14 protein-coding genes and 1 tRNA gene are annotated in these 14,934 nt (G+C 39.2%); 1 reads left to right on the plus strand and 14 read right to left on the minus strand.

Going from position 1 to position 14,934, the window contains the following annotated elements; translation table 11 throughout:
• Nucleotides 1–347 precede the first annotated feature (347 nt).
• The 8 genes from ABVT42_RS20995 to ABVT42_RS21030 form a co-directional block, all read right to left on the minus strand.
• A complete protein-coding gene (locus ABVT42_RS20995) occupies nucleotides 348–599 on the minus strand; it encodes a hypothetical protein (protein WP_353897921.1) in 252 nt (83 codons plus the stop codon).
• A gap of 16 nt (nucleotides 600–615) precedes the next feature.
• Nucleotides 616–852 (minus strand): hypothetical protein, encoded by a 237-nt coding sequence (locus ABVT42_RS21000; protein WP_353897920.1) that lies wholly within the window; start codon nucleotides 850–852, stop codon nucleotides 616–618.
• A 6-nt stretch (nucleotides 853–858) separates the two neighbouring features.
• Nucleotides 859–1,035, minus strand: a complete 177-nt coding sequence (locus ABVT42_RS21005) for a hypothetical protein (RefSeq protein WP_353897919.1) — start codon at nucleotides 1,033–1,035, stop codon at nucleotides 859–861.
• Between the two features lie 221 nt (nucleotides 1,036–1,256).
• Nucleotides 1,257–1,424, minus strand: a complete 168-nt coding sequence (locus ABVT42_RS21010; protein WP_353897918.1) for a hypothetical protein — start codon at nucleotides 1,422–1,424, stop codon at nucleotides 1,257–1,259.
• A gap of 191 nt (nucleotides 1,425–1,615) precedes the next feature.
• Nucleotides 1,616–1,709 (minus strand) — tRNA-Arg (locus ABVT42_RS21015).
• Between the two features lie 621 nt (nucleotides 1,710–2,330).
• The gene (gene xerC / locus ABVT42_RS21020; RefSeq protein ID WP_353897917.1) at nucleotides 2,331–3,224 is read right to left on the minus strand and encodes a site-specific tyrosine recombinase XerC; all 894 of its coding nucleotides are present in this window, start codon (nucleotides 3,222–3,224) and stop codon (nucleotides 2,331–2,333) included.
• A complete protein-coding gene (locus ABVT42_RS21025) occupies nucleotides 3,217–5,811 on the minus strand; it encodes a toprim domain-containing protein (protein ID WP_353897916.1) in 2,595 nt (864 codons plus the stop codon). The genes xerC and ABVT42_RS21025 overlap by 8 nt, the downstream gene beginning before the upstream one ends.
• Nucleotides 5,812–5,839: 28 nt before the next feature.
• The gene (locus tag ABVT42_RS21030; protein ID WP_353897915.1) at nucleotides 5,840–6,247 is read right to left on the minus strand and encodes a CHC2 zinc finger domain-containing protein; all 408 of its coding nucleotides are present in this window, start codon (nucleotides 6,245–6,247) and stop codon (nucleotides 5,840–5,842) included.
• A gap of 73 nt (nucleotides 6,248–6,320) precedes the next feature.
• On the opposite strand from ABVT42_RS21030, the gene ABVT42_RS21035 reads away from it, so the two are divergent.
• Nucleotides 6,321–6,707, plus strand: a complete 387-nt coding sequence (locus ABVT42_RS21035; protein WP_353897914.1) for a helix-turn-helix domain-containing protein — start codon at nucleotides 6,321–6,323, stop codon at nucleotides 6,705–6,707.
• Nucleotides 6,708–7,080: 373 nt separating this feature from the next.
• On the opposite strand, the gene ABVT42_RS21040 is transcribed toward ABVT42_RS21035, so the two are convergent.
• The 6 genes from ABVT42_RS21040 to ABVT42_RS21065 all read right to left on the minus strand — a co-directional run bounded on the left by ABVT42_RS21040 (nucleotide 7,081) and on the right by ABVT42_RS21065 (nucleotide 14,625).
• Nucleotides 7,081–7,434 carry a hypothetical protein gene (locus ABVT42_RS21040; RefSeq protein ID WP_353897913.1) on the minus strand — a complete coding sequence of 118 codons (354 nt, stop codon included), beginning with the start codon at nucleotides 7,432–7,434 and terminating at the stop codon, nucleotides 7,081–7,083.
• Between the two features lie 5 nt (nucleotides 7,435–7,439).
• Complete coding sequence (locus ABVT42_RS21045; RefSeq protein ID WP_353897912.1) at nucleotides 7,440–8,513, minus strand: hypothetical protein; 1,074 nt, start codon at nucleotides 8,511–8,513, stop codon at nucleotides 7,440–7,442.
• A 729-nt stretch (nucleotides 8,514–9,242) separates the two neighbouring features.
• A complete protein-coding gene (locus ABVT42_RS21050) occupies nucleotides 9,243–9,527 on the minus strand; it encodes a hypothetical protein (RefSeq protein ID WP_353897911.1) in 285 nt (94 codons plus the stop codon).
• Nucleotides 9,528–9,911: 384 nt separating this feature from the next.
• Nucleotides 9,912–10,334 (minus strand): hypothetical protein, encoded by a 423-nt coding sequence (locus ABVT42_RS21055; protein ID WP_353897910.1) that lies wholly within the window; start codon nucleotides 10,332–10,334, stop codon nucleotides 9,912–9,914.
• Between the two features lie 140 nt (nucleotides 10,335–10,474).
• On the minus strand, nucleotides 10,475–11,662 hold the full coding sequence (locus ABVT42_RS21060) for a hypothetical protein (protein ID WP_353897909.1): 1,188 nt from the start codon (nucleotides 11,660–11,662) through the stop codon (nucleotides 10,475–10,477).
• Nucleotides 11,662–14,625, minus strand: coding sequence for a DEAD/DEAH box helicase (locus ABVT42_RS21065; protein WP_353897908.1), 2,964 nt, complete (start codon nucleotides 14,623–14,625; stop codon nucleotides 11,662–11,664). The genes ABVT42_RS21060 and ABVT42_RS21065 overlap by 1 nt, the downstream gene beginning before the upstream one ends.
• Nucleotides 14,626–14,934 lie beyond the last annotated feature (309 nt).

Raw genomic sequence — 14,934 nt, forward strand, 5'->3', positions numbered from 1 at the left:
ATTAACTGAATCTTTTAAATGTGATCGATTTTCGCCAATTAAATTGATCTTTTTCTGATTTTCTTGTGATCGATTGCTTACATAATGCCCCTGCTTTTTGAGCAATTACAATAAAACCGACCTAATAATTTGAAACCCTGCCATTTTTTCTTTACCTAATTTTATATTAATTTAATCAAACCCAAATAATTAGAATAACAAGTTATTGTTGTCCTCATTCATGCAAGCATTTCCATTCTTGCTAATTTTTCGGTTAATGAAAGGTGACTATACTTCTTTCGAAGCATTTCACTTCGACTGATTGCATTATTTGGAACAACAAGTAGCTACTTGTTGTTCCTATCAATTCATATTTGAATGTAATGCTTTCCCATTAAATCTAACTTGTTATCAGTTATCCCTCCTTCCTTTTTACCTTCCCAATGCCAGATAGCCTGTAATAACTCCGAGTTTGTAGAAGGAAATGCTTCTTCTACAAGCTCACTGAGTTCGTGAGAGCTTAGTGACTTATCCATAAAAATTAAAGCTCTTAGAACTTCAGATATATTAGTTCCTTTTTTAATTTCATCGCTAAAATATTGAAGATATTCATCTTTCATATTAACTTCCTTCATTCTATTTAGTAAAAAAGACTGTGTAGTGACCAAACAGACTTTCTTCAATAGACTTGATATTCGTGAAGCCGTATTCAAATGCTCTTTGACCTGTCCAAGTCTCAAAAGCAGCTTGATTTTTTGGCATTCCACTTTGTATTAAAGAATCAAACTTTTCGAAATTCGAGCTACCTGAATTAGCATACCAGTGCCCCCTAATAGCATTTACTTCAACACCGTCTTTTTCTAGCCTATTCATTAAGCTTTAGAACATATCCTTTCCAGAACCCAACTCACTAGCATTGCCTTGCGCTTTTATGTCAAATGCTAAAGTTCCATCCTTTTCAATTCTTGCAAACAATCCATGCCCATCATCTGGCTCTAGATAACTGTATTTAACGGTCCCGTTTTTACTGGTGGAAGCTTTAAAATTATCAACCAAGTCAACTCTAGCAACCTTGTTTGGAACAACAAGTGAACCCGACGCAACATCCGACTACATGCGCGCGCACGCGAGAACCCACCAGACTTTTAAAGAACCTCAACACTCAGAATTACGATTTTACAGATTTTAACCCCAGAGGCGACTTTTATTTTCAAGCAACATCTAATATCTCATTTGCTAAATCACTTCTTTGAACATAAAGGCGGCGTTAGCCGCCATTATGTTTCATCATTGTTTTCATCAGAGGACAACTCTTTTGTTGAGGCTTTATCTTTCTTTAAAAGATTCGAGACACCGACCCCACCTAATAACCATTGCTTAACAGCATTAATTATTACTTCAGTCTCTTTTTCTGACCATTCAATGTTAATCAAACTAATTTTCAAGTTTTGATACTCCTTATAGTTTATATCTCTGGTATTTATATAAATCAGCCACGTAGCATGTTCCTGTACGGAGCAATACCCTTTTGTATCGTAAAAACTCGTGGGCCATTAGCCTTTTCTGCACTTTTCAGAAGTTTTTTGTCCAACCTGCAATTTAGCTGCACCTAGAGCACTTGCATGGGGTGCAAGTGCTCGCCCGGAGAGATTCGAACTCCCGACCAATTGGTTCGAAGCCAACTACTCAGGAACGACGGATTAACAGTCCGTCGTTTATCTAGGGTTCGAATCCCTATCCCACTTTCTAGTTGTTTGCATGGGTAACATTTGCCGCTAAGGCGGGGGATTTTGAATCCCCTGTGCCGATCACAGCGAACACCTGGCTACGAACCAGGTACTTTCTTTTAGCTGCAATAAAAGCGCAGCGGCGACAGCCGCAGCGCTTTAGGGTTTTAAGCTCTTTGCCCTTAGAGCCATGCGACCAGCCCGTTCTGCCCGCTGTGATGAACTCACCTACAACCTCGATGGCCAAGACGAACCTTTAACATGACGGCGCGCGGGGGCCCTAGCGCCGGCGAGCAGGGTTTTTAGGGCGGGGAAGCGCGCTTTGCAGCAACATTTTTTACTGTGCAGTTCGACGCAGGAGGACTGCCCGACAGAGCGCAGCGGCGGAGGTACTGAACTCACAGACAACTCCACTGCTCATTCTCTGGCACGCAACTCTAACTCTCGTCTTTTTCTTCGGCAGCTAAAGCTGAGTATAAATCGTCTTCCGTTGGTTCTTGTTCTGATTCATCACCCCACTCGTCCACTACTTTTGTTCTTCGGCTTTTTGCCGGGTGCGTCAGTGTGTGAACTTCCTTGAGTTTCTTTATCGACACTTGCGTATAAATTTGTGTCGTATCTAATTTAACGTGTCCTAACATCGCCTGGATAAAATCTAATGTCCGCTCTATTTTCTAACATCAATGTCGCCATTGTGTGCCTAAATAAATGACACGATCCTTTCTTGCCGATGTTCGAGCTTTTAATATATCTACGAACCAGTGTTGTTAATCCATTAGGCGTTATCGCTTCACCGAATCGATTTAAATAATGTATTCCTCCATCTCGGCCACAACATAATTCCGGTCTCGTTTCTTCTAAATATTTTTCTATCCATTGCAATGCTCGTTCACCGATGGGGATCATCCTGTCTCGTCGTCCTTTGCCTTGACGAACGAACGGCGTTCCGCGATCGGCATCCACATCTTGCACTGCTAAATTGGTTAATTCCATTCGACGTATTCCGGTACTGTAAAGCGTTTCTAATATCGCTCTGTCACGTAATCCCATCGCATCATGTACATCCGGCTCATTGAGCACTCTCTCCGCTTCACTTTCACTTAACACCGCTTTGGGTAATCGTTTATCTAATTTCGGTAATTCGATTTCACTCGCCGGATTGTAAAGTAGATGATTTTCTTTTGAGAGCCATTTAAACCAGGCGCGTATGGCAGCCAGTCGGTTGTATTGGCTGCGGAACGATAACGGATTTCCGTCTTTTTTTCGGTAATGGAACAGGTAACGCTGGAACCTTTCTAATATCGGTTTGGTAATGTCACTCGGTCTAATTAATCCTCGTTGCCCCGCCCATTCTAAAAAGATAAATAAGAACAACTCACGTCCGTTAATGGTTTGTTGTGAGTAGTTTTTTATCGCCATCCACTGGATATATTCCTGTACCATTTGATACATACCTTGTGGATCAGCAAGGTTAGCAATATGAGTATATTGGGTAACATCAGGTCGGCTATCAGGCATGACTTACACCTGTACGATGCGATGAACCTTTATTTTTATAAGATGCGCTTTTCTCGCTTATTTCTGAACTAAATCCATTTGAGACTATATTCATAGTATTATTTTTGTTTTCACCACTCTGACTTAGCCCTAACTTATCACTAACTTGGGCCTGACTTGAGGCTACCTTTTTTCCATTTACCCCTGACTTTTGTGCATCACACTGTATTTTTTTAACATCAATCAATCCCATCAGGTGAGGTTTTCCATCTTCTAAATCTCCGTCATAAGCCAGTTCATACAGGATATTTTTTCCTCGTCCTCCGGTATGCACTAACAGATATTCCATTTCTTCTAATCGTCGACAATGGATTTTTAACTGTCCATCACTCCATCCAGTAAAGGCTCGGATATCACGGCGACTAAAGCGATAATCTTTTTGTTTATATCGATGCAACTCGCACTGCTCATGCACCAGTTCTTTTATCAGCTCTAATAATCGTCTCGTTTGTGGTGGGAGTTCATCGAGCGTTCTACCTAACACATCATGAGCCAGTTTATTCGCCACGTTAATATCATCGAGTGTCACTTCGATGTATTCCAGTGTTTCACCTTCCCAGACTTCCTTTTTTACTTCTCTTTGATACTGATGCAATAACGCGATTGTATCGATGAGACTTAAATATTTTTCATGGTCACGCCGTGTTCGGGTTTTATCATCAAGGAAGGTCAGTTGATCAGCATAAGGATTCATGATGGCCAATGGCCATAATAATCGTTGTGCGTTTTGATGTAAGGTGATGAGTTTTGATTTTTCCTTTTTCGCTTTGAGTCCTTCCAGCGTTCGGCGCTTTCTTTGTGCCGCATGTATCGCTTTGGTTTGCTCTCGACTTTCATCAACACTCAACACCAGGCATCGATTCATTAGCTCTTCATCGATATCGATGGCCGTTGTTGTACTAAACAACATCACTGGCCCTTCTACTCGGTATTCTTGAGTTTCAAGGTTTCCAGTGGTCGCATTTTTTCCGGTGCTGGCGATACTCACTTCACCTTCACTTTGTAAGAGCTTTAATGCATAACTCGTATTCTCTGCACCCTCTTCTTCCGCTATCGCCAGTATTTTGTTTTTTAAATCACTTTCGCCCATATAAAACAGCGATTGACCAGTCATCGCTGAGTATTGTATTCGTTCTTCTTCCGGCATAAACGAGAGCACCGCTTCCATTAATGATGATTTTCCCGCCGCCGATGAACTTTGCACCATCACAGCTAACGGTCTATCGAGTTTTCTAGAACACGCCGCTAAATAGCCAACCAGTTTATTCGTCTCTTCCCCAACAACACCAGCGCGGTTAAAGTCATTTAGTATCTGGTCAAGTAATGTCGGTGATTTTAATAAAGCTAATGCATCCTTAACTTCCTCATCACTCATCACCGGCTTTTTCTCTTTTTTAGCCAGTGTCCCTTTAATGAGTTGATCTTGTAACTCTTCGAGCTTAAGCAACACTTTGCCTAAATCTTTTTTGATGATGTCTTCACTGATGCCAAGTTCATGAGAGGCTTGTTTTACATAACTCGCCCGATGTTTCGCGCTGTAAATATCGAAGGTGTCCACATGGAAGGTGTCGCCTTCCTTGATGAGCATATTCACTTTTAGTTGTTCATAGCTTAAATTTTTATTCAGTCCTCGAACTCGATACAATCGGTTATCTAGCGTGATATTGATTTCATTTTCCGACACACTCGCCGGAACTTCGACGGTCGAGACTTCTGGTTGTGGGCTTGCGACTAAAGCAGGTGACTCATTAATTTTATCGATAGATTCATGCTCTACAGGCGTTATCTCATCCATTTTTTCTATAGATTGAGACTTCTCTCCATTCCCTAACCATTCACTTTTTCTGAGCGCTAGACCGAGACTTTTATTCGCTGGCTGAACCTGCCTTGCATATTCGTTAGCGTCCATTCCCTTTGGGAACAACACACGATACGCATCGATACCTTGTTCGTTTAATTTCTTCGCTAACTTTTCTGCTGCCTTGTTTCCCGCTTCATCTCTATCGTAAGCAATGAGTACTTTCTCAACGTTGTTATCGATAAAGGCTTTTAAAATATCATCCGTAAATCCCGATGTACCGTAGCTTGCAGTGACATTTCTGAACCCATTCACCCAGAAGGTCATGGCATCAATTAAACTTTCACATAAGATAACCTCACGGCAATTTTTTAAACCTGCAACATTCCAAACACCCTCATGCGGCCCCGGTAAATAGGTATGTATCGCAGTTCCTTTGCGTAATCTTTTTCCTAATAATTTTCGTCCATAAACTTCACTAATAATTCCATTCTCATCGATGACTGGCATAACAATCGAGCCATTAAAATGCTCATGGCCCGATTGCCGTAATAATCCTATCTCTTGTAATTGACCTCGGATTTTTGAGCCTTCCTCTCGATCTTTTTTCGGCAACCGATAGCCCAGGGTTCGATTGGCAAACCCCAACTTAAAATGCTCAATAAGTTCCGCATTTTTTAAGCCTCGACTTTCCAAATACTCCAATGCTTCCGGTGAGTTTTTTAAGGTGTCATGGTAATAATCGATCACATGCTTAAGTGCCGTTTGGTGATCCGCATTAGAGACTAAGGTGGGCGGTAATTTCGGCTTTGTACTTTTTTTTTACAACTTTTGGGGATTCATTACTTTCAGCAGCTAAGTGAGGTAAATCATTTTTCAATAATTCAATGGCATGCTTAAACGACACCCCTTCCGTTTTCATCACCCAATCAACCACACTTCCTCCTTCCTGACACGCCCCCATGCAATGCCAGAGATTCTTTGAGGGAGTGATCACCAGCGATGCCGTATCATCCTGATGGAACGGACAGCACATCACATAATCTTTGCCGTGCGGTTTCAAAGTGAAGCCCTTCGCCTCAACCAATCGGACTAATGACACCTCATGTTTGATTCTGCCGATTAATTCATCAGATAACCGCGCCATAGCCGAATCCCCTAAAACCTTGTCAATACCTAAAACCATAAAATAACTCTGTTGCAGAGTACTCTATTTTAGAGTATTGCCAACACTGATAATAAAAACAGGGGGTAAACTGATGGCGTTAATTAAGAAACTGGTTAATCACATGACGCCTCAAGACAAGGTTTATTATCAGGAACTGGGACAGCGTATCGCTCAATATCGCAAGGCTCAGAACCTCACTCAGGTTCAGCTCGCCGATATTCTCGGGATCTCTCAACAGACAATGGCACATTATGAAGGTGGACGACTCAGGATCGCCGTATCAACATTATTGCCGTTAGCGAAAGAGTTGGAAGTATCCATTGAGGAGTTGGTGGGAGAAGTCACCACAGCTAAAAAGAAGCGTGGCCCCACATCGAAGCTGGAGCAGCAAGTTGCTCAGATCCAACAACTCCCCCGAGCTAAACAACGATTTGTAATGGAGATGCTAGATGCTGTGATACAGCAGCAATCTGGATAAGTATTTTTTAAAGCGCTGACCAAGGGTGCGCCAACACCCAAGGCCAGCTAATTCGCCTTGTAATTCAAACTCTTGCCACTATCGGGCTCAATGCTCTACCGTTGAGATTGATATTAACCCCAACTCTCGGCGGCTCGCTTTTTGTGAGACCAGCGTTCAATCCTTTCATTGCCCAGGGCTTTGCCAGTACCCCGGACCACCCACACCGCAAATCAGTATCGCAGGTCGGTGGTTGGCGGTTTTACTGTGGGTCGTCCACTCATAATCGCCATGCATCCGGAGTTGCTTATCATTGGGCCTGATTATGATAAGCCAATCGAGTAATAGATTACTGAGTAGATAAAAGCAAACCCGGCGACAGCCGGGCTTTTTGCTACTTATTAAATAAGTCACTCAAAATTTTTGAGCTAATATTTTTTGCAATTTCTAGTTCATAACCATTAGAAGTAGTTTGTTTTAAAACGGAGTTTAATACACCAACTATTTCATCTATTCTATTTTCCGAATCAACAGCAAGCACATCATCAAACTCTATGTCTTTAAGTCCTGGTGGATAATTTTCATATATCTCACACCATCGATTACATTCTACCAACAACCACTCAACGTCCTTACCTGAAGAAATTAAATGATCAAATTGATCTGTCATTGCTTTGATCCAATCACCTATTTCATGATCTTTCACAAATACATCGTTTGAACCATATCTAATAGAACTCGTGGCCATCAAAATTACCTTATATACTCAATTCTTGTTTTGGAGTTTTTCAACGCTTCTTGCATCGCTTTGAAAACGTCATCCGATAAACCTGTAGTATCAATTATATGTACATCTACAGCAGTATTTCTTTCAACGTGCTTATAGATACTTTTAATAGCACCTTCTTGATACTCCAATTTAAGAGGATTTAAATCTTTATCTAAGAAAGGCCCTTTAAGGGAAACTTTGCCAAATCCTTGAGGATCTAAGAAATCAACACCTTCAATATTTGATGGTTGGAATCTACGCCCAAACGTTTTTTCTGCTCGTGAAATTCCTAAAGTTTCAATGATACTGAATTTTTTCTGCTCATGGTTCCATCCCATTTGACGGTAACGAAGTGCTTCTTGCATTCGTTGAAGAGCTTCTTGCTTTGTTGGAGTATTGTTTGGAACATCTCTCCCCAACTCACTACGATGCGTCCGCTCATTATCAACAATATTCCCTGATTGTTCAACACTCACATCATAATCTGCTTTTTCCTTAGGCTTAGCTTTATTTACAATTAACCGCCGCTCAGCCTCAACCCGCCGCGTATGCTTTTCACGAAACTTTTTAGCAATACCTGCTGCGGTGGGATTAGTATCCAGCAATTTATAATATTCTTCCAATGGCCAAAAATAATTGGGATCATACTCACCATTTTCGGCGCGATACCGCTCTAAATATTCGATTTGATTATCTCCCCAGCCATAATCACCAAGGAAGCCCTCTAATTCATATTCATCTCGAATTAAACAGTTATACACTATAATCGTTTGAATTTTGATGAGGTGGACTAAGTCATCGATGACATCATCCTCGGTATACCAGGATTGAATGGTTAAGCCGTGGTAATGACCAATTTTTTCGACAATTCGCCAGAGGTGCTGCGGGAAGTTTTGTTCGTCGGTCAGTCGCCATAAAAACTGCTTGATAAAAATATCATCACGCGTTTTACATTCGGTATTGATTTCAAATTCGAGGGGGTTAGCTTCAAAAAAATAAGGGGCAAATAAAAAGCGCCTGCGGCTGCGTGATCTGACGTAGAATGGGTCGAATAACATGATGCTAAGTCCTTTTTAAGAATTGACTCACTTTTCAAATCTTTTCGATATTTAAATGTTTTCTCTACATTCGAAATATCACAGGTAACTAAGCATTTATCACATTGCCTGCTTAGTGATGAATATATCCTACCAAAGTATTACTTCTCTCACTAATTTAATTTTGTGAACCAGTATGCAATTATTTATTAATATGTGTTTCACTTATGATGAAAAATGGCTGTCCAGATTTATCACCAGTTACACCAATTGTTAATACTAACAATACGTTCAAAAGAATAATCTTCAAAAAAGTCTCCTTTAGTAAATTTTCTTTTAACGCTTGCGTAATTCGAGAGGCATGTTTTTTGCGGAATCGAAATTACACTCTATTGTTATAACTAATTATCTGAGACGACATATTGAATTTCACAAGAACCACTTTCCGTAGCTCTTACAGTGATAGGATGACCGGTTGTATGCGCCGTCAAAATTAGGGAATAAGCCGCATCGTAATTTTTCTGCTCCGCATCCATTGAAATGTAGCCGCTGGCCCCGGCTTCACATGAGAGATTCGATTCGTCTCCCGAAGTACTAATCACTGTTTTCCCATTCGGGGTAACATACATTCGAGTTATTTTAACATTGGAGCATTACCCGCTATTACAGTCTGCCAATACTCCACTCGAAAATGCTAGCATTATCAAATGCGCAATCTTCTTCATTTTTTCTCCTAGTTAGAACACTTCACTAATAAGAGCCGTTGTTGGCGTCTTTTTCAGCGCCTTGTTCTATTTTATTATCATATAGCTTGGTGATATCTCTACACATATCAGCAATGACTATCAGTGATATTCCAATCAGACCACCAATGTTATCCCAAGTTATCTTGAATAATTCAGGAACATCTCGGAAATAGCGACTGAAGATTAGGCCAGCTATAAAGCAAGTAACAAACATTACTAGTTTTAAGAAAGCCTTTCTTACAATATCTCCTGAACCTTGCCGTTTGAGACCTTCTATCAAATTGTGCAATTTAAGTTTACCGCTTCGTTATTTTGTGAGTATTTTAAATAGAACAGTTGATTAAACGCAATAAATCTCATTAAGCTTCAAGCGAGTTTTTTACTGATTCCAAATTATTTTTAATATCAGCATTTACAGCAAAGAAGTTAATTATCAAGAGCGTTATTACTCAACTCTACAGCATATAAATACAAGTGTCATTTGTGTTTATTCATTAAATCAATAATTTACCAATTGCCAAGCGAAGTAAATACATACACTCGACAAATTATTACCTATATAATTAGCTTTCACACATTAAATTATTCATTACCATCAATTAAGAACAACCAAGCATTGACTCATCGATTGACTAATTTCTATCTAACCCCAATAAACTTATTGTTTTTACATTTACGCTTCAACTGAACAAGCATTCAGAATATTTGCCAAATCATCTTCGCTCAATTTATTTTGTGCAGTTTGAAATAACTCCCGCTCTTCAAACCTGACATGTTGCTCTAATAACTCACCAAACTGAACTAAACTCTCTAGTGTTTTTTGTTCTGACTCCAGCAACTGCTTTAATTGTTTATGCTCATCAAAAAGTCGATAAGTCATCTCTTTTTCACCAAGCTGAGTAAGCTGCTTTGCGATAAAATCTTCTTCAATTTGAAAATGCTGTTTCAATACGCTTTGGTAGTGGGAGTCAACTTCTTGCCAAGTATCTTCAACAGAAGCAAATCCATCCTTACCCGTATTTTTCGCTTTACGAGCCAGTACCAAACTTTGATGATGTTCGTTCGATAATGCACGTAATTGTGGCGCTCTTTTCATCCTAATTACCTATTTTTTCTGATTTGATGGTTTGCTTGCAATACTACTAGAGCAAAAGTTCAAGTGAAATAATAATTTATATTTATTACATTCCTATCGACCAACGAGATTATTTTGTGTCACAATCCTTGTTAATAACGTCAGGTATTTTTCAAATATAAACCTAATAATTGTGGTGATAATTGTTGTAGTGCTTTACGCTGACTAATTTCATCATCGCCATTAATTTTTACTTTTAACAACTCAACGACAGTCAGATTTACTTGGTCAGTTAACAAATTGATTTCATCAGAAAAATGTACCAACATCGGCTTTTTAATTAATACATAAGCGGCGAATAAATCGTCCGGCCAGTTCTCACACTCTTCCCAATAATCTTGCCATAGCTGATAGATTTCACCATCGTCATGCTGAATACTTGTCAAGGTTTCTGAAATATCCATCTCTAATAATTTACACCAGCCTAATAAACATTTTTCTTGTTGATGAGCCAACCAATAACAATCGACAAGGCGTTTTAAAAGACAGTACTCATCGAATAACTGTGCATTTTTTTCTAGACAAGCAATAGTTGCGTCCATATCAGGTATTTGCATCAGAGCAAAGCTTTGATGCAATTCTGGATTTAATGGATCAAATGCCAGATTTTGCATATTTTTAGCCAGCCGCTGCCAGGCAAAAGATAAGTAATCTCTGGCTTGACTTGCTAATGTATCCCTAGCTAACGGTACAACTTCATTTTTTAAACCAGCAAATTCGGCAATTAAGCTTTGTTGTTCGATTAGATGATTGGTAGTCATGTGTAAACCATAGTTGACCAAATCTTGGTAGGCACCCAGCTGTTTACAATTTTGATCAACTTGTTGAAGTTTAGTTAAGGCTTGTTGTGCACTTTCAAACTGTCGATCGGCGAGCGCATTAATTACATCATACTCAGCCATTTGCGCGCTATTATCCATAAACAAATCAAGTTGAGGCACATCTTGCGGCCTTATCCAGCGCTGCATTAGTTGCTGATTAATCATGCTTGAAGCACTAGCTTTTAGTGTTTGATTACTGTTAGTATTCCAACAGTGATAAATCTGTGGTTCGCTAACCAAACCCAAACTCCGACAATGATTTTGTGTTTCGGTTACCATTATTTCAATTGATTTTTTTTCTAACTGAATTTTTTCATCGACATACTTAACGTTAGCATAACGCCAGTTTTCATAATCACTGTAGGCCAGATAATTTTCAGCGAGCAGCCAATCGATAAGGCAAAAATTTCCTTGCTGACTGGTAAAGTGATCAATGATATTGATAGAAATAATATTTAAAGATGTCATTATTCGATTTCCTGTTGCCATAATGTCATGAGGTCTTCAAGCTTCAATGCAAATTTTTCGCCACTGAGTTGTGCCTGATGATTAATATGCTGACTTAACTGCGCTTTATGCTGTTGCAAAAGCGCAATCTTTTCTTCAATGGTATCTTGCGCAATTAACTTATAAACAAATACTGGATTTTTTTGTCCAATACGATGCGCCCTATCACTAGCTTGCTGCTCAGCAGCGCTATTCCACCAAGGATCATAGTGAATCACCGTATCTGCCTGAGTTAAATTCAGCCCAACGCCACCTGCTTTTAAACTAATTAAAAAAACTGAGGTATTGCCTTGCTGAAACTTATCTACCAGTTGCTGTCTGTGTTGCGTCTTACCAGTTAAGATCAAATGACTGATTTTTTTATCCTTTAAATCACTTGCTAGTAAGTCAAGCATTTGTGTAAATTGCGAAAAAATTAAAATCTTACGCTTTTCTGCTACTAACTCTTCAACCATTTGTAGACAATGCTGTCGTTTAGCCGAAGTGATTTGCATTTCGTCTAGTAGTGCTGGGTCACAGCAAGCCTGACGTAATTTAAGTAATGCCGTTAGCAGTAATATTTGCTTTTGTCCATCATTCTCACTCGCTAACATTTGTTCCTGCAAATGCGTTTGTTGTCTGTCTTTTTGTTGCTGATAAAACATCATTTGTTCATCAGATAGAATAATCGATTGATAGATTTCGGTTTTTTCGGGTAAATCATCGGCAACTTGTTGTTTGGTTCGACGTAGCATAAAAGGTGCAATTCGTTGTTTTAGCAGCTGCATTTTATTTTCATCAGCATCACTTTCAATCGGTTTTTGAAAGTGTTGCTTAAACGCTTTTAATTTACCTAAACAGCCTGGCATTAAAAAGTCGAGAATTGACCAGAGTTCACCCAAGTGATTCTCAACAGGCGTGCCGCTGAGGCATAAGCGATATTCAGAAGAAATCTGTCTGAGTGATTGACTGATTTGGGTTCTATAATTTTTTATTTGTTGTGCTTCATCGAGAATAATCCAACTCAGTGCATGTTGTTGCCAATCCATCGAATCAATGTTTGCCAATTGATAACTGGTAATTAGTATTTGATAATTATTGAGGCTTGACCAATTTTTTTTGCGCTGGCTTCCTTGAACAATTTTATATTTTAAATGCGGTGCAAAACGATTGATTTCTGAAGCCCAGTTATGCAATAGACTTTTTGGCGCAACGATTAGTGCAGGATTATTTAATGGGTTTTGGGTAAATTCAACACTCAAATGCGCAATAGTTTGCAAGGTTTTCCCCAATCCCATATCATCAGCCAACAAACCATTTATCTGATGTCGCTTTAAATGTTGTAACCAACACACACCAAGCCATTGATAAGATCGCAACGTTGCATTCACACTGGATGATATTTGTTCTAGAAAAGCGGGTTGTTGATATAAGCTGCGTGCTAATTCTAACGACTCGATTGAACCTGACCATTGAGTTTGCTCGGGCAGCCCCTTTTCGATTTGTTGAAGCCGATAAAATTGACTATGAGGCAATATTAGCTTGCCTTGCTGACTAAATAGATCACCTAACTCATCAAGCAAACTAGTGAGCTTATCAGCAGAAAAAAGTAACAGCCGACCATCAGCTAAAGTCAAAGCTGCATGTTGATCATACTGTTGCTGATTGAAAGCTTGCAGCTGTTGCAACAACTCATTTAACAATATTTTTTCATTCTTTATGGTTGCAGTGAAAGAAATAGACAAGTCTTTATTTTTATCGGGCGTCAGTTCAACTTGCCAGTTATCCGCCTGCACAAAGTGAAATTTAAATTCTGAAGCAATATGAATTTGAAATCCTGCACTAACTAGCTTTTGCTGATGATGAGTAAAAAACTTATACCAGCTTTGTGAAGATACGCAATACCAGCGAGCCAAAGAGTGAGGCAATTTATTAAATTGATTTAAACGATTTTCTTGCTGGTTCAATTGATTATCTGGTTGGTACAAGTAACTTTCTAGTTGGTTTAACCATTGTTGTTCCAGCCTTAAATCACGTTGCCATTGCACCAACTGTTTACCATCCCAATATTGTATCGCTGAAGAAGAGGTATCGGCAGCAACTTCAATGGCAAAATTTTCGTTTTGATAACGAAAACCACAAGTTAACAGGCCTCCTTCTTGTATTGCCGAGTATTGAGTTGCCTGTTTAAAGTTAGAAACTTTGAGTACCGGCGTACATAGCGATTCATTTTCAATGATTGGTACTGCCTTAGGCAGTGGAACATGATGTTGTATTAAATACGATTCATATTGTGTGAGATAGCCTGCTAAATTAACAAGTGGTATCTGGCGTTTTTTTGTATCGAGAAAATTAAGTACCTCATCAGTGTATTCAATTTGTGGTAATGCCCATGATTTTTTTTCTACATTGAAAATTAAAACGGCATCTTGATTGTATTGAAAGGTATAGCAATGAAGTTTGTGCAATAGTTTATTGGTTGTGGTGCGACTGACAATCCACTTTAATTGGTAATCACCTATTCCATTAATTTGCCACTCAAGTTCGATTTTTATGCTTGGTGAAGTCTCAATGGGTTGCCATTGTTGCTCAGTGTTCAACCAAAAACATCGATTCGTAGCCAACATCTGAATCAAAACAGCTCTCGCTAATGGCACAGTGATTTCGCCGGATTGTTGCTGACAACCCTCAGTGATAGAGTGGTGTTTGATTATATAATTGAGGATCTGATGATCGTTAGCTTGTATAAATGAGGGTAAATTTTTAAGATGTGATGGTTGAATAATATACGGTCCGACCAGCTCAACCAACTGGTTATTTTTCAGTTCGGCTAAACTTAAAAGCAGATTAAAGTGTTTTTTGATTGGATCAAATTTAAACAGGTAGCATAATTTTATTCCATCAACATCAGATTGTGGTTGCCGTAGTTGGGCTAAAAAACTCATTCCAATAAAACTCAATTCTTACTTTGGCTGGTATTTAAGGGGATTATCACAAGCTTGCTTTACAATAAACGGTGTATTTTTTATGCATCGTGCGAACGCTGTCAACCTTGTCCAGTAGAATAACGCATCAGTATTTAATCAGTCACTTTATTTTGAGAAGGATATTTTAGCTAATATCAAAAGGATTCACTAATCTATTTAGTCGCCCCTGAAAAAAGAAACCCCCATTGATTTTTTATCAGCCAATCATGCGCAGAAGCATTTTAAATGGTGAGTTCCGGCTGCGCAATCTCATTTCGCGATCAAACA

It is taken from the genome of Aliikangiella maris (assembly GCF_040719265.1).
GTDB classification, from domain to species: Bacteria; Pseudomonadota; Gammaproteobacteria; order Enterobacterales; family Kangiellaceae; genus Aliikangiella; species Aliikangiella maris.